This is a genomic window from Mesorhizobium sp. M8A.F.Ca.ET.181.01.1.1 (genome assembly GCF_004792025.1).
Classification (GTDB): domain Bacteria; phylum Pseudomonadota; class Alphaproteobacteria; order Rhizobiales; family Rhizobiaceae; genus Mesorhizobium.
In genome coordinates, this window is record NZ_SRTV01000001.1 from 22,531 (window position 1) to 40,153 (window position 17,623).

Sequence of the window (17,623 nt, forward strand, 5' to 3'; positions counted from 1 at the left end):
CCGGTGCAGGGCGCCGTGGGTACCGTCTCACGGCTCCTTGCAGATCGGCAGTGGCTGCGCAGGTGGTGCGGGATGATCCTGCTTATATTGGGCGATGACAGGCTCGAGGGTTTTTCGCGGCCAGAATTTCGGCGTACCGATCTCCTTCAGGCAGGATGCGTTCCAGTAGGTGCCTGAAGCGGAATGGCCGCTCGCAATGGCGGCGATGTCGCGCGATTCCGGGTAGATGTAGAGCGTCGTCGGATTGTCCTTCACCATCGAGATGAGTTGCCTGGCATCGGCCGGGGACCAACTGGTGCAGCCATTGCTGCGGCCGCCGGCATAGTCCACCAGCTTGCCGAACGGCACCATGCCGTCGTGGTCGGCATAGGCGCTGTTCGGGGTCTTGCGCATGCACATGGTGCGCAGCACCTGCGCCGCGTGGCCGCCGATCACGCGCTGCCTGGCGTTGGCGGCCTCGCCTTCGCCGTCGAACTGGATGAAAGTGCGCTGGAAAGCCACGTCCTGTTTCGCGCCGGTGCGATAAAAGCCCTTGAACGAGGTTTTCGCTTCGCGGGTCATGTAGGCGCCGCCGGCGGTCAGTTCCGAATCCATGGCGTTGCCGAAGTTCTTGGCGCAGCGCCTGCCGTTCGAAAAGTTCACGGTGCCTTTCAGGTTCCGGCCGCCGCCATGGCCCGCCGAAATCGCGCGAAACGACTGGCTGGCTTCGCACACGACATAGTAGCGGCGTCCCAGCACGCCATTGCCGAGATCGCCGGGACGGGTGGCGTCCATGGCGAAATAGCAGGGGTTCCGGACGGCGCCCTGCGCCACTTTCTGCAGGTAAAGCGAGCGCGCCCGCTCCAGCACCACTTGTGAAATCTGGCCGTCGGCGTTGCCGACGTGGGCCTGCAGCCAGGCGGGAACGGCCGATGGCGCGGCAAAGGATCGGGCCGATGCCGTCAGGGCAATGACGACGACGAGGAGGCCGAGGAGCGTAACGACACCCAACGGGACAGATCTCAACCGCACCGGACCCATTCTCCTGTCGAAGCCGTTCGTGATTCCCCACGATGAATCACCCAAGCACAATCATAAAACGCCGCGCGCCATCAGGCGAAACACATCTTGTTTAGCGCGCCGGCAAGTATGCGCGAAAAGCCGAGGGAGACGCGCAACCAGCCATGCCGGCCCAAGGCGGCTGTGGAAGCCTGAAAAACGTCCCCCGATTTTCGATCCGCCGAGATCCGCTTTCAGGCGGCTTGAGCGCTCTGCTGTCCAAGGGTATGCCTGCTTCGTTTTTCAGGAAGCATCGACCATGATCGAGATCGTCAAACCCGCGCTCGAACATCTGCCGTCCTACAAGGCGGCGCTCGAACGCGGCTGGTCGCCGGACAATGTGCGGCTCATGGAGGCAACACGCGCGGAGCTTGCGGCGATCGACGAGGACCCCATGGCATTCCTCGCCAGCCTCGACGATCCCGAGGCCAAGGGGCCGCGCATCGCCTTGCCAGACGGCACACAAGTGCCACGCCTGCCGGGTTTCCGCCGCTGGATCTGGGACGGCGAGGCGTCGGGCTCGATCGGCTTTCGCTGGCAGAAGGGCACGGCGGAACTGCCGCCGCACGTGCTTGGCCATATCGGTTATGCCGTGGTGCCGTGGAAGCGAAAGCGCGGCTACGCCACCGAGGCGGTGAAGCTGATGCTGGACGAGGCGAGGGCGGTCCGCCTGCCCTATGTCGAGCTCACTGCCAAGCCGGGCAATCCGGCCTCGCACAAGGTGATCCTGGCCAATGGCGGCAGACTCGTCGAGCGCTTCTTCGAGGACGCCGCCTATGGCGGGGTAGAGAGCCTGCGGTTCCGGATCGATTTGTAAGCCTATCGCCTTTCAACCTGATCGCCGAACCAGTCGGCGAGCGATGCGCGGTGCGTGCCGGCCCGGCCGGTGAAAGCGTCGGCGGAAAGCATGGAGTTCAGCACCGCCTCCTGCGTCGCTTCCGCCGCCGCCCTGAAAAGAATGTCGATGCGCGCTTCGTTGAGCGCGAGCAGCGGCACCAGATCGCGGTTTTCATCATGGTCGATCAGGCTGCCGGTGCTGAAGGCGATGGCGATGTCCCCGCTGCCATTGCCCCAGAAGGAGCCAAGCCTGGCGATGCCGGCCCCGGTGCGGCGCGCCACGCGCTCGAGCTGGCGGTGTTCGAGCGGCACATCCGTCGCCAGAACGATCATGATCGAGCCGCGTTCGGGCTCGGCGTGCCGCCTGGGATCGGGCCGGCGCCCGTCGGGCAGGACGAGGTCGCCGGGCCTGCCGAAATTCGACAGGACCAGAACGCCAAGATGATGTCCGCCGCCAAGCGCGATCTTCCTGGAGGCCGAGCCGATGCCGCCCTTGAAGCCGAAGCAGCTCATTCCCGTTCCGGCGCCGACATTGCCCTGTTCGACGGCGCCCTCACGCGCATCGGCGAGCGCGGCAAGGGCATGCTCCTCCGATATCGCCAGGGCTTGGATGTCGTTCAGCGGGCCGTCATTGCACTCACCGACCACCGGATTGACGGTTCCGGTGGTGCGGCCGATATCGGGGTTCTGGCGGATGGCGTCACGGATCAGCGCCGTGGCGCAGATGCCGACCGAGAGCGTGTTGGTCAGGAGAACAGGCGTCTCGATGGTGCCGAGTTCCTGCACCTGCATCAGCCCGATGGTCTTGCCGAAGCCGTTGATGACATGGCTTGCCGCCGTCACCTTTTTGCGGAACAGATTTCCGCCATGCGGCAGGACCGCGGTCACGCCGGTGTTGATGTCGCCGTCGCGCAGCGTGCAGTGACCGACGCGCACGCCAGGCACATCGGTGATCGCATTGTGCGTGCCCGTCGGCAAGGTGCCGCAGGTCAGGCCGAAATCAGCGACAGTCCTTGCCATGTTATTCGGCGGCCACCGGTACCGGCGGGCTGATGTCGCTGCGCCGTTCCCAGAGATGGGAAATGACAGCCACGATGACGGCAACCGCCATCGCGAAGGCGCCAACAACCGGCAGGCTGCGATAGCCGTAGCCGGCATTGAGCATGGCTGCTCCGAGCGACGCGGCCAATGCGATGCCGATATTGAAGCCGGACGGGATGAGCGAAGCGGCGAGACCGGAGGCATCCGCCGTCCAGGCCAGGATGCGGGTCTGGATGGGGGTGCCGATGGCGAAGTTGAGACCGCCCCAGACGATGATCGCGACAACCATCGGCAGGGGGTAGGGGCTGACGAGATAGATGATGGCCAGCGTCACCGCCTGCAGGGCGAGCATGGAGATCAGCGACGGCATCAGTTTCCAGTCGGACAGTTTGCCACCGAGGAAGACGCCAAGCGTGGCGCCGACGCCGTTGAGCAGCAGCACCCAGGGCACCAGGTTTTCGTCGAGCCCTGTGACCTCCAGCAGCGTTGGGGTGATGTAGGTGAACAGGCAGAACTGGCCGAGCATCAGCATCAGCATCAGGATCAGCGAGGTCCAGACCTGCTGGCGCGCCAGCACCCGAACCTCGCTGGCAAGGCTCGCCGACTTGGCCTGATATCCGGTAGCGCGCGGCAACAAAGCCGCCATGGCAAGAGTTGCCGCCACGCCCAGTGCGCCCATCACCCAGAATGTCGCGCGCCAGCCCCAGATGTTGCCGATGGCGGTGCCCGCCGGCACACCGATGACGTTGGAGACGGTGAGGCCCGACAGGATGACGGCCACCGCCATGCCGCGCTGATCCTCGCGCACCAGGCCGACGGCAACCACCATGGCAACGCCGAAATAGGCGCCATGCGCGACGGCCACGGCAATGCGCAACAACAGCATGGAGGTGAAGTCGGGCGCCAGCGCACAGGCCACCTGGCCGAGCGTGAAGGCGACAGCGAGGCCGAGCAGCAAGGCCTTGCGCGACAGGCTCTTGGTGGCGAGCGCCAGCAGCGGACCGCCGATGGCGATGCCGCAGGCATAGCCGGAGACGAGGTAGCCGGCGGAAGGAACTGAAACGCCAAGCCCTTGCGCCACCTGCGGCAGCACGCCGGCGATGACGAATTCGGTGGTGCCGAAAGCGAAAGCGGCGATGAACAGGGCGATGAGCGGCAGCGACATGAAAAACAAACCCTCGAAATGGAAGGCTCAAACCATGGATGGCCGTGGCGGGCAATCCAGAAATTTTTGTCGCCGGTTTAGGTTTTCTTGAGCGGGGTGCGGCGATGAAGCGCCAAACTCCCCCACGAGGGGGAGATTGGCAACTTTGTCAGCTCGCCTTCAGTCTGGATCCAAAAAGCAGGCCGCGCTCTTCCAGCACGGGATAGGCCATCGACGCCAGCAGCGAGTTGATCTGCTTCAGGTCGCGGATGGTATCGAGGTGGATCGAGCTGGTTTCGACGCTTCTGGCGGTGCCTTCGCGCAGGCGCAGGAAATGGCTGGCGCTGGTTTCCTTCTCGCGGTCACGCAGCCGGTCCTTCTCCAGCACGAGCTGGCGAGCGGTCTCGGGGTCTCGCGACACCAGCACGTTGAAGGCAAGACGGGCATTGGCCAGCACCGAGCCATGGAAGGCGCACAACTCGCTCCAGCCTTCGTCGGTGAATTCCAGGCCGCGCTCGAATTTCTTCTTCACATGCACAAGCATGTTCCGCACGATGATGTCGCCGACCTGCTCGAGCTTGACACAGGCGCCGATCAGCTCCTGGCAGCGCAGCGCCTCGTCTTCGGTCATCGGGTTCCTGGTCACCTTTGCGAGGTAGAGCTTTATGGCCGCGTGCCTGCGGTCGACACGGTCGTCGAGGGCCGCCAGCGCCTTGATCTTGTCCGAGTCGGCGTCCTCATAGAGTTCGATGATGCGCTTGAGCATGATCTCGACCGTCTCGCAGACCCGCACCACCTCGCGTGTGGCGTTGGCCAGAGCCTGGCTCGGCACATCGAGCGCGCTTTCGTTGAGCGCCGACAGTTCGACAACCTCGAGCGTGGCGGCCGGCGCCGGCTTGGCGCCGAGGGCCACGATCCTTTCGGAGGCTCGGTAGACCAAACCGGCCAGCGGCAGGCCGGCGAGCAGGATGATCACATTGAACAGGATATGGGCGTTGACGATCTGATCGGCCGCCGTCGAGCCGAGGAAGGCGACATGCGGCCGGAAGATCATGAACAGGATCAGCATGACCAGCGAGCCAAGCCCGCGCATCAGGAGGTTGCCGACCGGCACGACACGGACTTCGGGGCTGGCCGAGCGTGTCAGCATCGGCGCGATCAGCGACGAACCGAGATTGACCCCGAGGATAAGGACGAGGCCGAGTTCAGGGCTGATCAGGCCGCGGCCGGCCAGCGTCGCCATCAACAGCACCGCCGCGATGCTCGACTGGAACAGCCAGGTGATCATTGCCGCCAACAGGTAGGCGGTGATGGAATCGCTGGAGAAATAATTGAGGATGACCGGCAGCAGCTGGCTGTTGCGCAGCGGCTCGGACGCCTGGCCGATCATTTCCAGGGACAGGATCAAGAGGCCGATGCCGACCAGGATGCGGCCGGTCTGTCGCCAGTCGCGCCGCTCGGTGGCCATGAACATCACCGTGCCTGATATCAGGCAGAGCGGTACCAAGAGCGTGAGGTCGAAGGTCAGCAGCTTGACCACCAGAGCAGAGCCGATCTCGGCGCCACGCACGGCCAACTGGCCGGCGGCGCCCGAGACGATGCCGGAACCGGCGAAGGAGCCGACCAGCAGCGTGACCGCGGTCGAGCTTTGCAGCGCGATCGCGAGGCCGGTGCCGGCCAGCACCGCCATGATCGGGTTGCGCATGGTGGCGCGCAGGCGATGACGCAGCACGTCGCCATAGGCGCGCTCGACGCCGGTCTTGACCATGCGGGTGGCAAACAGCATCAGCGCGACGGCGCCGGCCAGATGCAGGAGGACGACGGAACCGCTCATCGCGGCGCCTGCATGCGTGCATGGCGCTCGCTGCGGCCGGCATGGCGACGGGGGGAGAAGGCGAGGGTGCGAATCATGGTCATGACAGCCTTGGAATATAGCCGGAATATTTTAGCCGAATAATAAAAATTTGTCGATTTCAAGGGGCCGCCGCGAGGCGACAGCCGGTGTCGGAAAATGGACGGGTCCGCTAGGGGTTGCACCGGCTTGAGCGGGGATCGGCCGGATCTGCGATGTTTTGGCGCCGATCTTTGTGATGATGTTCAAATCTTTTTTGTAAGCAGAGGAATTCATTACACAATTGTAATGCTGCCGTTCAGTTTCGGTTCATCCCCTGGCCGTTATCCCTCCCGGCATCGACAACCAAGGAGACCTCTGATGAAACGCATTGTTCTTTCCGCCCTCGCTTTCTCGATGCTGGCCGCCACCTCGCTTGCCGGCCAGGCAGCACCGATGAACGCGCCAGTGGCGCCGCAGTCGAACTACACCAAGGTCGACTGGCAGAAGCCTACCCACCGGGACGCCAAGAAGCGCGTCATCCAGAAGCGGTTCGTCCAGAAGAAGGTCGTCGTGAAGCGGAACAACTGGCGCAATGGCCAGAAATATTCTGGCTGGAGGCGGCACCAGCCGATCCGCGACTATGGCCGCTATGGCCTGCATCGTCCCGGCCGCGGCCAGGAATGGATCCGCGTCGGCAATGACTATGTGCTGGTCGGCATCCTCTCCGGCGTCATCTTCGGCGCGCTCGCCGCGCAATAATCATTGACGATGGCCGGCATCTCGCCGGCCCTTCGATAGAAGGCGGCCCGCGAGGGTCGCCTTCTTTTTGACTATCCGGTCTCATGCCGACCCGCCTTGCTGAAAATATCACAATATGCGATATTTAAACGGTGAAGAGGGTCATACTTCTGCCCTTGGCGGCAAAAGCGTTGCGAAAGCATCGGGTCGATGCCGAGAGGATTTTATCGAAGATCGAAACCTATGCCAGGGACGCGAGTACGCTTGCCAACAGCGTCAAGGCCTTGCAGGGATCGTCGGCGCTGCGCTTAAGGGTCGGCGACTATCGCGTGATCTTCGAAGAGACGGATCAAGAGATCATCGTGACCAAGATCGGACCGCGTGGATCGGTATATGATTGAAGGAATGCCGGGATGAACAACATCGCCTATGTCACGACGCCAGGTGGCGAGGAACTGGCCATCCTGCCGCGCAGCGAACTGGAAGCCCTTCGTGAATCGCTGGAGCATGCGCAGGCGCTTGGCGGGTTTCGTGCCGGGCAGCTTCCCGGTCTTACGCCCGATGAAGCACGAGCACTTGTTGGCGCGGTCTCTCCGCTGGCCTTCTGGCGCAGATACCGCAAGCAGACCCAGGCCGTTCTCGCTGCCTCCGTGGGCGTGACCCAGAACTATCTTTCGGATATCGAGAACGGAAAGCGCGGTGGGGACGTCACGCTTTGGCTGCGGATTGCCCGTGCTCTCGAATTGCCGATCGAGAGTTTGGTCGACGACGGCGACTGATCAGCGGACCGCGGAGTGGCCTTGCCCTGTGGAAACCGGGTATGGCCTCTATTGGGGGTCGTCTGAAATCGCGGGCATGATTATATGGTGGCGAAACGAGTTCCCCGATGCGATTTCCGCCTGCCTTCCTCGACGAGATACGCGACCGCGTGCCGATTTCACAGCTTATCGGCCAGCGCGTGGCGTGGGATCGCAAGAAGACCAACGCATCGCGCGGCGACTATTGGGCGTGCTGTCCGTTCCATGGCGAGAAGAGCCCGTCCTTCCACTGCGAGGACAAGAAGGGGCGCTATCACTGTTTCGGCTGCTCGGTCTCGGGTGACCATTTCAAGTTTCTCACCGAACTCGAAGGACTGAGTTTTCCCGAGGCGGTCGAGAAGATCGCCGACATGGCCGGCGTGCCGATGCCGGTCCGCGACGAACGGGAGGAACAGCGCGAGAAGGAACGCGCCAGCCTGACCGATGTCATGGAGATGGCGACCGCCTTCTTCCAGGAGCGTCTGCAAGGGCCGGAGGGCGCCAAGGCCCGCGCCTATCTCAGGGATCGTGGGCTGACGCCGGCGACACAGCAGTCGTTCCGGCTCGGCTTCGCGCCCGACAGCCGCAATGCGCTGAAGGAGCATCTGGCGGCCAAGGGTGTGCCGAAAGCCGATATCGAGGCCTGCGGGCTGGTGCGCCATGGCGACGACATTCCGGTCTCCTATGACTGGTTCCGCGACCGCATCATGTTCCCGATCCCGGATTCGCGCGGCAAGATCATCGCCTTTGGCGGCCGCGCCCTGGCCCCCGATGCGCTCGCCAAATACATGAACTCGCCCGACACCGAGCTCTTCCACAAGGGCAATGTGCTCTACAATTTCGCCCGCGCCCGCAAAGCCTTGGCGAAAGGCGGCACGGTCATCGCCGTCGAAGGCTATATGGATGTGATCGCGCTGGCGCAGGCGGGTTTCGAGAATGTCGTGGCGCCGCTCGGCACAGCGCTCACGGAAAACCAGCTCGAATTGTTGTGGCGCATGGCGCCGGAGCCGATGCTGTGCTTCGACGGCGACAAGGCCGGGCTGAAGGCGGCATGGCGGGCAGCCGACATGGCGCTGCCGTCAGTGCAGGCCGGACGCTCGGCGCGCTTCGCGCTGCTGCCGGAAGGCAAGGATCCCGACGATCTGGTCAAGGCCGAGGGGCCCGACGCCTTCCGCGCCGTGCTGGCCGATGCGCGGCCGCTGGTCGACCTGTTGTGGATGCGCGAAACGGCCGGCGGCGTCTTCGACACGCCGGAGCGGCGGGCCGAACTCGAGAAGACGCTGCGCGAACTTACCAGCCGCATCCGCGACGAAAGCCTGCGCTACCACTACCAGCAGGAGATGCGCGAGCGGGTGCTGAGCTTCTTCGGCTCCCAGCGCAATGCGCGGCAAGGTCGTCAGGATGGCGGCCGGCCCGGTCAACGCGGCCAGGGCAAGCCCGCGCCCGGCGGCCAATTCGCCAAGGCCGGTGGCGGCCGGATGCCGATCACCGAAAGCCTCGGCCAGTCGGCGCTGGTCAGGCGCGGCGAGGGGATGTCGGTGCGCGAGGCGACGATCATCGTGGCACTGGTCAACCACCCGGCACTGATCGACGAGAATTTCGCCCATGTCGAGTTCCTCGACCTCGCCAATTCCGACCTGACGCGGCTGCACGCCGCCATTCTCGACGCGATGGCGCATGACATGGCCAATGACCGCCACGCCGTGGTGGCGACGATCGAACGCGCCGGCTGCGCCGAGATCTGGGAGCGCGCCGTCGGCCTGATCAAGCGGGCGCGGCAATGGCCGGCGCTGGAGACGGCGGCCCTCGAGGATGCCCGCGACGCTCTGAACCAGGCGTTGCACTTGCAGCGCAGCGCGCGCACCTTACATAAGGAGCTGAAACAGGCGGAAGCGGCCCTCGAAGCGGACCCTTCGGACGAAAACTTCCGCCATCTGATCGAAATTCAGGCGCAATTTCAGGATGTACAAGCGACGGAAGCGCTGATCGAAGGATTCGGCGTTTCGTCGGGCAGGGCTGGGCGAGCCTAAGTGCAGCTGAGTGCGGGAATGAAGGCGCGGCCACGCTTCCCTTGGGGGCGAGGCGCGCTAAGTCGGGTAATTGATTCGCTTTTTTCATGCGAATCATGCCAGAGGCGCTTGACCTTCGGACAGAATGGCGGAATCAGGACGATTCGAAACGTTAACCCGCACCCGCATCGACGGGAAACAAGCGATGCAAGGTACTTGATCACTGGACAGGCGGCCCGCCTGCCACAGATATTAGGGTTAATCTGGACTTAATGTATGCTGCCCAAGAGTGGAACCCGGTTTTGGGGCAACGGCATGCACCAAACAAAAGAGTGGATGCAGTTCATGGGCCGGGTAAAGCGCGTTTAGAAAAACGGGCGTATCCGATTTGACTGGTCCGACAGCTTACGCGGCCCCGATGGCCGGCCGCTAGGAGAAGATAAAGACTATGGCGACAAAGGAAAAGGAAGAGGTCGAGACCGAACGCGAAGGCGCCACCGATGGGCCCTTGCTCGACCTTTCCGATGATGCTGTCAAGAAGATGATCAAGGCCGCCAAGAAGCGCGGCTATGTCACCATGGACGAGCTGAATTCGGTGCTGCCTTCCGAGGAAGTGACCTCCGAGCAAATCGAGGACACGATGGCGATGCTGTCCGACATGGGCATCAACGTCGTCGAGGATGACGAGCAGGGCGAAGAGGCCGAGGCGGGCGACACGGCCGCCGATGCCGAGGAAGACGCCAACGAGCTGGCCGAGCAGACTGGCACCGCCGTCGCCGCCACCACGACCAAGAAAGAGCCGACCGACCGCACCGACGATCCGGTGCGCATGTATCTGCGCGAAATGGGTTCGGTCGAGCTCCTGTCGCGCGAAGGCGAAATCGCCATCGCCAAGCGCATCGAGGCCGGCCGCGAGACCATGATCGCGGGGTTGTGCGAAAGCCCGCTGACCTTCCAGGCCATCATCATCTGGCGCGACGAGCTCAACGAATCCAAGATCCTGCTGCGCGAGATCATCGATCTCGAAGCCACCTATGCCGGCCCCGAAGCCAAGCAGGCCCCCGTTGTCGAACGCATCGAGGAAGCGCCCAAGGCCGAGGAAAAGCCGCGCCGCGGACGCGACGATGAAGACGACGTCACCAACGTCGGCGCCGACACGCGCGGCATCGGCGACGACGACGAGGAAGACGAGGACGAGGCGAGCCTGTCGCTGGCGGCGATGGAAGCGGAACTGCGCCCGCAGGTGATGGAGACGCTCGACGTCATCGCCGACACCTACAAGAAGCTGCGCAAGCTGCAGGACCAGCAGGTCGAGAACCGTCTGGCCGCCGCCGGTACTTTGTCGCCCAGCCAGGACCGCCGGCTGAAGGAACTGAAGGACCAGCTGATCAAGGCGGTGAAGTCGCTGTCGCTCAACACCGCGCGCATCGAGGCGCTGGTCGAGCAGCTCTACGACATCAACAAGCGCCTGGTGCAGAACGAGGGCAAGCTTTTGCGCCTCGCCGAAAGCTATGGCGTGCGCCGCGAGGAGTTCCTGAAGGAATATCAGGGCTCCGAGCTCGACCCGAACTGGACGCGTTCGATCGCCAATCTGACCTCGCGTGGCTGGAAGGAATTCACCAAGAACGAGAAGGATGCGATCAAGGACCTGCGCGCCGAGATCCAGCACCTGGCCACCGAAACGGCGATCTCGATCCTGGAATTCCGCAAGATCGTCAACCAGGTGCAGAAGGGCGAGCGCGAAGCCGCGATCGCCAAGAAGGAAATGGTCGAAGCCAATCTGCGCCTCGTCATCTCCATCGCCAAGAAATACACCAATCGCGGCCTGCAGTTCCTCGACCTGATCCAGGAAGGCAATATCGGCCTGATGAAGGCGGTCGATAAGTTCGAATACCGCCGCGGCTACAAGTTCTCGACCTACGCGACATGGTGGATCCGGCAGGCGATCACGCGTTCGATCGCCGACCAGGCCCGCACCATCCGCATTCCGGTGCACATGATCGAGACGATCAACAAGATCGTGCGCACCTCGCGCCAGATGCTGCACGAGATCGGCCGCGAGCCGACGCCAGAGGAACTGGCCGAAAAGCTTGCCATGCCGCTCGAAAAAGTGCGCAAGGTCTTGAAGATCGCCAAGGAGCCGATCTCGCTCGAAACGCCTGTCGGCGACGAGGAGGATTCGCATCTGGGCGACTTCATCGAGGACAAGATGGCGATCCTGCCGATCGACGCCGCGATCCAGGCCAATCTGCGCGAGACCACCACGCGCGTTTTGGCCTCACTGACGCCGCGCGAGGAGCGCGTGCTCAGAATGCGCTTCGGCATCGGCATGAACACCGACCACACGCTGGAAGAAGTCGGCCAGCAGTTCTCGGTCACCCGCGAGCGTATCCGCCAGATCGAAGCCAAGGCGCTGCGCAAGCTCAAGCATCCGAGCCGCAGCCGCAAGCTGCGCAGCTTCCTGGACAGCTGAGTTCATTTTTGTCGCGAAGAGTTAAGGGCGCCGGTTGGCGCCCTTTTTCGTTTCAGGTGTCAAAGCAGCGGCACGTTCAGCCGCGCGCCCTTGATGATGATGCCGCCCCGGTCGCCGATCTCTATCGAGCCATAACGCTGCCGGAAGCAGTCCGGCAGCGGCCGGTCGCCGGGGATAGACAGCCACAGGCGCAGCATATGACGCCGCTTGGCCGGATCCGGCCAATCGCGAAAGCCCGTGCGGTCGTGAAGCAGCGAATGATTGTAGACGAACTGCATGTCGCCGGGCCGAAGCCGCATCGACAGGTTTAGCAGGGGATCATTGGCGAGGCTGTCGAAGAGATCCAGCGCTTCGACGTGGGCGGCGGTGAGTCGCATGGCATCGGGGAAGCGTTGCGCGCTGTCGATGTACTGGCGCTGATAGATGCCGGTCAGCAGTCCGGCATGCCAGTTGAGCACCGGGATTTCGAAATAGGGCTTTTGCCCTTCCGGTATTTCGCCGCGCCGGTCGGTGGCGATCGGATCAAACAGCATGCGGACGAGATCAGGCCGTCTTTTTCGCATCTCGTTGTAGATCGTCACCGTGCTGACCAGCAGGGACTCGCCGCCTTGCATGGCGTCTTGCAGGCAGAGCAGGCCGACGACATCGGCGGAATCGGTGTGAAATGTCTGGCGCTCCGCCGTCTGGTAGATGCGCGTCCTGGTGTCCCTGGCGTCGGCGCCGATGTCGCGGACATGGCCGAGGATGTGGCCCTGGGCATTCTGGGACCGCGCGCTACCCAGATGGGCGCCAACCCCGCAGAAGATCGTTGCCGCCATCTCGGCGGAATATCTTTCGACCGGGAGACCGCGCAGCACCTCGAAGCCGATGCCTGCGATCAGTTTTTCCCGAAGCGCGGCAAGATGGCCGCCCAGACGAGGCAAAGGGAAATCAGCCTGGGTCAGACCGCCGATATCGTGTGAGCGAGCGAGAAAGCGGGTCGCCGCCAATTCCAGCTCGGCGACGTCCGAAGGCTCCAGTTCGAGCAGCCACCTCTCGGGATGCTTCGCCATGTCCTCACCAGTCCATGCGGCGGGAATGTCGATCTGTACCGGTGGCAGGTCTGTTGTCTCGCGCATGAAGCTCTCCGGCGGCTGGACGGGCCTCGGACGTTTTGCCGGGCTGACGCCACGACGGAGATTGCCGCAATCAAGCGGGTTTTCAAACAGGGCTTCAACTGGCCACGCTCACTGCAATGGGTGCCGGCGCGGTAGCGCTTGCGGGACGTCGGCAGCGGGAGGATAATCCGACGTCGGATGCATTTTTCGGGCGACAACCCGGAAGCCCGCCCCGGTCGAGACCGTGTCGACAGAGCACGGCCTCAGTGCCGTGCTCCGTGGCCCCGGAGGGAGGTGTGCCATGACAAGCTACATCGTGCTGATGAACTGGACCGAGCAGGGCGCCAAAAATTTGCGCGAGTCACCGAAGCGGCTCGACGCCGCCAGGAAGCAATTGGGTGAGATGGGTGGATCGTTCAAGGCGTTCTACCTGACCATGGGCGAGTACGACATGGTGGCGGTGGTCGAGGCGCCCGACGACGCGATCCTGGCGCGTTTCTCGCTGATGCTGGCGGCAGCCGGCAACATCAGGACGCGGACGATGAAGGCCTTCCCCGAATTCGCCTATCGCGAGATCATCACCTCACTTGGATAATGAGGTTTCCGACGGCCGGGTCAGGTGCCGCCTCAACGGCACCTGATCCGGCGTTCCGACAAATTCGACATCTGCCTCGGGACAGGGCGCCTCGCCATGGTAGACGCGGCCAGGAGAGATCGCGATGAACATTTTTTCGACACCGGCCATCGGCCTTGCCTTGATATCCATGATGCCCGTCGATGCCGGCGCCGCGCAAAAATCGGTCGCCATGGCCAATCCGGCATCGGTCCATTGCGGTGCGATCGGCGGCCGCTTCGTGGTCAGGAAGGACAAGGCCGGCAACGAATACGGGTTTTGCCGCCTGCCCAATGGACGCCTGTGCGAGGAGTGGGCGCTGTTTCGCGACAACAAATGCGTCGGGCCGAAGGCCGCGATGCGTCGGAACTGACGCGTCTGTTGGAAGCGGCGCAAGCCGTGTCGTGCGGTCCCGTCGATGACATGGCGCGCCGCCGTGATAGGGTGAGCCATGTCCGAAGCACAGTCCCATTCGCATCTGTGGCCAGGCGTGCCGCTTGCCCTTGGCTCGGCCGCCTTGTTCGGCGCGACGCCGCCGCTGTCCAAATTGCTGCTCGACAGCGTCAGCCCGTTCATGCTGGCGGGTCTGCTGTATCTCGGCGCCGGCATTGGCCTGGCGCTCTACCGGCTCTTGCGCGGCAGGCAAGCCGGCGCCGGCGAAGCGCGCCTGGCCGCCGGGGACATTCCGTGGCTGGCGCTGGCGATCGGCATGGGCGGCATCGTCGGGCCGGTGCTCCTGATGTTCGGCCTCACCCTCAACACGGCGTCCAGTTCCGCCCTGCTGCTCAATCTGGAGGGGCTGGCGACGATGGCCATTGCCTGGCTCGTCTATCGCGAGAATGTCGACCGGCGCCTGCTTTTCGGCGCCTTCGCCATCCTGGCGGGCGCGCTGCTGCTGTCCTGGGCGGGGCAAGGCGTTGCCTTCAATCTTGGCGCGCTGCTTGTCGCGGGGGCCTGCCTGGCATGGGGCCTGGACAACAATTTCACCCGCAAGATATCGGCGGCCGATCCGGTGGCCATCGCCATGCTGAAGGGATTGGTGGCGGGCGCCGCCAATGTCGGGCTGGCGCTCGCCTCCGGCGCGGCGTTTCCAGCCGCGACGACGGTGATGGCCACGGCCGCCGTCGGTTTCTTCGGCATCGGCGTCAGCCTCGTGATGTTCATCCTCGCGCTGCGGCATCTCGGCACGGCACGCACGGGAGCCTACTATTCGCTCGCTCCCTTCATCGGCGCGTTGCTGGCGATCCTGATGCTGGGCGATGCCGTCACGCTCAAGCTCGGCATTGCCGGCCTGCTGATGGGGGTTGGCCTGTGGCTGCATCTGTCCGAGCGTCATGATCACGAGCACGACCATGAAGCGCTGGAACACGAGCACAGCCATGTGCATGACGAGCATCACCAGCATCATCATGACGGGCCGGTCAGCGAGCCGCATTCGCACTGGCACCGGCATGCGCCGCTGCGTCACAAGCATCCGCACTATCCCGACCTGCACCATCGGCACGATCACGGCTGACCGATGCCAGGGCCAGCGCTGACCGTCTGGTACAACACGCGCTGCCCGGTCTGCGATGCCGGCATCAGCCGGCAGAAGCGGCGGCTAATCGAGGCGGTCAAGGCCGGGCGGATCGCGTTTCGCGACATCAACCTGGAGCCCGATGCGCTGTCGTCGCATGGCGCCTCGCTGGAGGATATCCGCCGACGGCTGCATGCGACCGATGCCGAGGGTGGATTGCTCGTTGGCGCCGACGTCGCGGTCGCGGTCTGGCTGGCAACGCCGGGCGAGGGCTGGCTGGCGAGCCTGTTCGGCAATCGGCTCGTGCTGCCGCTGACCCGCCTTGCCTATGATCGCTTCGCCGATCTGCTCTACGCCTGGAATCGGCGCAAGGCCCGCTGGTAGCCTCCCTCCACACTATCCAACCCAGCCGGGCCTGACGCGTCGACGCCATGGATGTCGCTTGGCTCATGGCCAGATACATCGTAAGATATATCTTGACTCAGCAGTTTGGTGTGCCTAATTAAGATATATCGTAAGATAGAACTCAAGGAGCAATCAAATGCACAGACACAATCATTCCGACCATCATCATTTCGGCGAGCGCATGTTCATGCACATGGCCGGCAAGTTCGGTGGCAGAGGCGGCGGCGGCTTCGGTCCGTTCGGGGGCAGGGGCGGCGGGCGCGGTGGCCCGGGCGACATCTTTCGCGCCGGGCGGATGCTCGCCGATGGCGACCTCAAGCTGATCACGCTGTCGCTGCTGGCCGAGGCGCCGCGCCATGGCTACGACATCATCAAGGCGCTGGAAGAGCGCACCAGCGGCATCTACAGTCCGAGCCCTGGCGTGGTCTACCCGACGCTGACCTTCCTGGAAGAGGCCGGTTATGCCGTCTCGTCGAGCGAAGGCAACAAGAAGGTGTTTTCGATCACCGAGGCCGGGCAGGCGCATCTGGCCGACAACCGCGAGATGATCGACGGCGTGCTCGAACACCTCGAACGCTTCGGCCGCAAGATGGCCAAGGCGCGCGACTGGTTCGGCTGGAGCGACGACGGCGAGGACCGTCGCGGCGGCCGTGGCGGTCGTGGCGAACGCTCGGAAACGCGTGACGAATTCCGCGCCATCCGCCACCGGCTGCGCGCGGCGCTCGGCGACATCGTCGATGCCCCTGCCGAAAAACAGGCCGAGGCGATCGCCATTCTCGAAGCCGCCGCCGAAGCGCTGGAAGCGCTTACACACCGCTGAGCCAGCAAGACCGGTTCTTGCCAGTTAGACCGCAAAAAAGCCCGGGGAGACCCGGGCTTTTGTCGTGGGGCCATGCCGGCATCATTCCTTGCCGACATATTCGCTGATCAGCTTTTCGTTGCGCGCCTTTTCGATCTTGGCGGTGGTCTCGGCGGAGATACGCTCGTCGGTGCGATACTTGACCAGGTTCACCAGGCTGCCGGTGAGCAGCAGGATGCCCATGCCCCAGTAGCCCTTGGTCGACAAGTCGACGGGCGCCAGCCACAGCGACAGGCCAAGCATGAAGTAGGCGGCGCCGACCGAGACGGTGTTGAACATGATGTAGGTCTGGTTGCTGTTCATTGTCGTGTTCCTTTGATTGGATCGAAGTCGGGTTTGACAGGATTGTGGTCAGGTCCAAGGTCTTCAGTTGATGGTCTTCATGCGTTCCAGCACGTCCCTGGCGCACACCTTCACCGCCGGGCCGTGCCCGGCGTCGGCAAGGCGGTCGCGGATCGCGTCATGACGCAGCTCGCCGTCGATCTCGTCGAGAATGCCGGCCTCCTCGAACGGATCGCTGGCTCCCTTGATGCGGGCTAAAAGCTCCTCGGCGTCGTTGAGGCTCGCCGAATGGCCGATCGACCTGACGAGGCGCGACTGCGCCTTGCGCTCGGCATCGATGGCCCGGGCCGAGATCATGCCCTGGTTGAGGTCGATGATGCGGCGGTGCGCCCGCTCCACCGAGACGCGCATCCGCAAGGTCTTTTCGCCAAGGCTTTGCACCGTGGCACGGCGGACCTCGCGTTCATTTTCCAGTTCGGCGATGGCCGCGGCCCCGCTTTCGGCTAGCCCGTCGTTGCTGGCGGCCAGTGCGCTGATCGTGCGTGTCTCCAAGTCGGCGTGGCGGCGGTCGAGATGGTCGAGGCCGGCCTGCTCGGCACGTTGGCGCACGATCAGTGAGGCAAGCGTCTGCTTGGCGGCGGCAAGTCCCGTCTCGGCATCGCGAATGCGCTGCGCCAGAAGGTCGATGGCGAAGCGATCCTTCAGGCCGTCCTCGGCCCGTGCGCTCGCGCCGTCGAGCAATGTTCTGATCAGGCTAAGCATGGTTCTTCTCCCTTCGAAGTTTCTGTGAACAATGTTCACGATGCCAACGTAACAGGAAATGAACACTGTTCAAGAGCTTTTTTGAACGCTGTTCACGATGCGCGGCATATGGTAAACGAAGCGGCATCGGGTCGCGAACAGCAGGCCATCCGCAAGGCGCGCTCATTCAGAAGGAAAA

18 protein-coding genes are annotated in these 17,623 nt (G+C 63.7%); 11 read left to right on the forward strand and 7 right to left on the reverse strand.

Annotated features, from left to right (window positions below; translation table 11 throughout):
* Window positions 1-27: 27 nt before the first annotated feature.
* Entirely contained in the window at window positions 28-1,011 is a 984-nt protein-coding gene (locus EN824_RS00135) for a hypothetical protein (protein ID WP_127279696.1), read from the reverse strand.
* 286 nt (window positions 1,012-1,297) lie between these two features.
* Between EN824_RS00135 and EN824_RS00140 the strand changes: the two genes are divergently transcribed.
* Window positions 1,298-1,855, forward strand: coding sequence for a GNAT family N-acetyltransferase (locus tag EN824_RS00140; protein ID WP_127281277.1), 558 nt, complete (start codon window positions 1,298-1,300; stop codon window positions 1,853-1,855).
* 2 nt (window positions 1,856-1,857) lie between these two features.
* Here EN824_RS00140 and EN824_RS00145 read toward each other — a convergent pair whose 3' ends face one another.
* The 3 genes from EN824_RS00145 to EN824_RS00155 all read right to left on the reverse strand — a co-directional run bounded on the left by EN824_RS00145 (window position 1,858) and on the right by EN824_RS00155 (window position 5,894).
* Window positions 1,858-2,895 carry a P1 family peptidase gene (locus EN824_RS00145; RefSeq protein WP_127870049.1) on the reverse strand — a complete coding sequence of 346 codons (1,038 nt, stop codon included), beginning with the start codon at window positions 2,893-2,895 and terminating at the stop codon, window positions 1,858-1,860.
* 1 nt (window position 2,896) lies between these two features.
* On the reverse strand, window positions 2,897-4,081 hold the full coding sequence (locus EN824_RS00150) for an MFS transporter (RefSeq protein WP_135920907.1): 1,185 nt from the start codon (window positions 4,079-4,081) through the stop codon (window positions 2,897-2,899).
* A gap of 148 nt (window positions 4,082-4,229) precedes the next feature.
* Window positions 4,230-5,894 (reverse strand): Na/Pi cotransporter family protein, encoded by a 1,665-nt coding sequence (locus EN824_RS00155; RefSeq protein ID WP_127278337.1) that lies wholly within the window; start codon window positions 5,892-5,894, stop codon window positions 4,230-4,232.
* Between the two features lie 378 nt (window positions 5,895-6,272).
* On the opposite strand from EN824_RS00155, the gene EN824_RS00160 reads away from it, so the two are divergent.
* The 5 genes from EN824_RS00160 (at window position 6,273) to rpoD (ending at window position 11,911) form a co-directional block, all read left to right on the forward strand.
* A complete protein-coding gene (locus tag EN824_RS00160; protein WP_135916345.1) occupies window positions 6,273-6,653 on the forward strand; it encodes an RcnB family protein in 381 nt (126 codons plus the stop codon).
* Window positions 6,654-6,784: 131 nt separating this feature from the next.
* The gene (locus EN824_RS00165; RefSeq protein ID WP_127278335.1) at window positions 6,785-7,033 is read left to right on the forward strand and encodes a type II toxin-antitoxin system RelE/ParE family toxin; all 249 of its coding nucleotides are present in this window, start codon (window positions 6,785-6,787) and stop codon (window positions 7,031-7,033) included.
* Between the two features lie 12 nt (window positions 7,034-7,045).
* On the forward strand, window positions 7,046-7,411 hold the full coding sequence (locus EN824_RS00170; protein ID WP_127278334.1) for a helix-turn-helix transcriptional regulator: 366 nt from the start codon (window positions 7,046-7,048) through the stop codon (window positions 7,409-7,411).
* Window positions 7,412-7,518: 107 nt separating this feature from the next.
* Window positions 7,519-9,459, forward strand: a complete 1,941-nt coding sequence (gene dnaG / locus EN824_RS00175) for a DNA primase (protein WP_127870053.1) — start codon at window positions 7,519-7,521, stop codon at window positions 9,457-9,459.
* 427 nt (window positions 9,460-9,886) lie between these two features.
* Window positions 9,887-11,911, forward strand: coding sequence for an RNA polymerase sigma factor RpoD (gene rpoD / locus EN824_RS00180; RefSeq protein WP_127278332.1), 2,025 nt, complete (start codon window positions 9,887-9,889; stop codon window positions 11,909-11,911).
* A gap of 59 nt (window positions 11,912-11,970) precedes the next feature.
* On the opposite strand, the gene EN824_RS00185 is transcribed toward rpoD, so the two are convergent.
* Window positions 11,971-13,029: a TauD/TfdA family dioxygenase gene (locus EN824_RS00185; protein WP_135931662.1), complete on the reverse strand. Its 1,059-nt coding sequence runs from the start codon at window positions 13,027-13,029 to the stop codon at window positions 11,971-11,973.
* A gap of 280 nt (window positions 13,030-13,309) precedes the next feature.
* Here EN824_RS00185 and EN824_RS00190 point away from each other — a divergent pair, with 280 nt between their 5' ends.
* From EN824_RS00190 to EN824_RS00210, 5 genes are all read left to right on the forward strand, one after another.
* Window positions 13,310-13,603, forward strand: a complete 294-nt coding sequence (locus tag EN824_RS00190; RefSeq protein ID WP_127280454.1) for a GYD domain-containing protein — start codon at window positions 13,310-13,312, stop codon at window positions 13,601-13,603.
* A 124-nt stretch (window positions 13,604-13,727) separates the two neighbouring features.
* Window positions 13,728-13,994 carry a DUF333 domain-containing protein gene (locus EN824_RS00195; RefSeq protein ID WP_127280453.1) on the forward strand — a complete coding sequence of 89 codons (267 nt, stop codon included), beginning with the start codon at window positions 13,728-13,730 and terminating at the stop codon, window positions 13,992-13,994.
* A 78-nt stretch (window positions 13,995-14,072) separates the two neighbouring features.
* A complete protein-coding gene (locus EN824_RS00200) occupies window positions 14,073-15,137 on the forward strand; it encodes a DMT family transporter (protein WP_127280452.1) in 1,065 nt (354 codons plus the stop codon).
* A 3-nt stretch (window positions 15,138-15,140) separates the two neighbouring features.
* Window positions 15,141-15,521, forward strand: a complete 381-nt coding sequence (locus tag EN824_RS00205) for a DCC1-like thiol-disulfide oxidoreductase family protein (protein ID WP_127280451.1) — start codon at window positions 15,141-15,143, stop codon at window positions 15,519-15,521.
* A gap of 157 nt (window positions 15,522-15,678) precedes the next feature.
* Window positions 15,679-16,362, forward strand: coding sequence for a PadR family transcriptional regulator (locus tag EN824_RS00210; RefSeq protein ID WP_127280450.1), 684 nt, complete (start codon window positions 15,679-15,681; stop codon window positions 16,360-16,362).
* 81 nt (window positions 16,363-16,443) lie between these two features.
* On the opposite strand, the gene EN824_RS00215 is transcribed toward EN824_RS00210, so the two are convergent.
* Window positions 16,444-16,704, reverse strand: a complete 261-nt coding sequence (locus tag EN824_RS00215; protein ID WP_127280449.1) for a YiaA/YiaB family inner membrane protein — start codon at window positions 16,702-16,704, stop codon at window positions 16,444-16,446.
* Window positions 16,705-16,767: 63 nt separating this feature from the next.
* On the reverse strand, window positions 16,768-17,445 hold the full coding sequence (locus tag EN824_RS00220; protein ID WP_135867281.1) for a PspA/IM30 family protein: 678 nt from the start codon (window positions 17,443-17,445) through the stop codon (window positions 16,768-16,770).
* Window positions 17,446-17,623 lie beyond the last annotated feature (178 nt).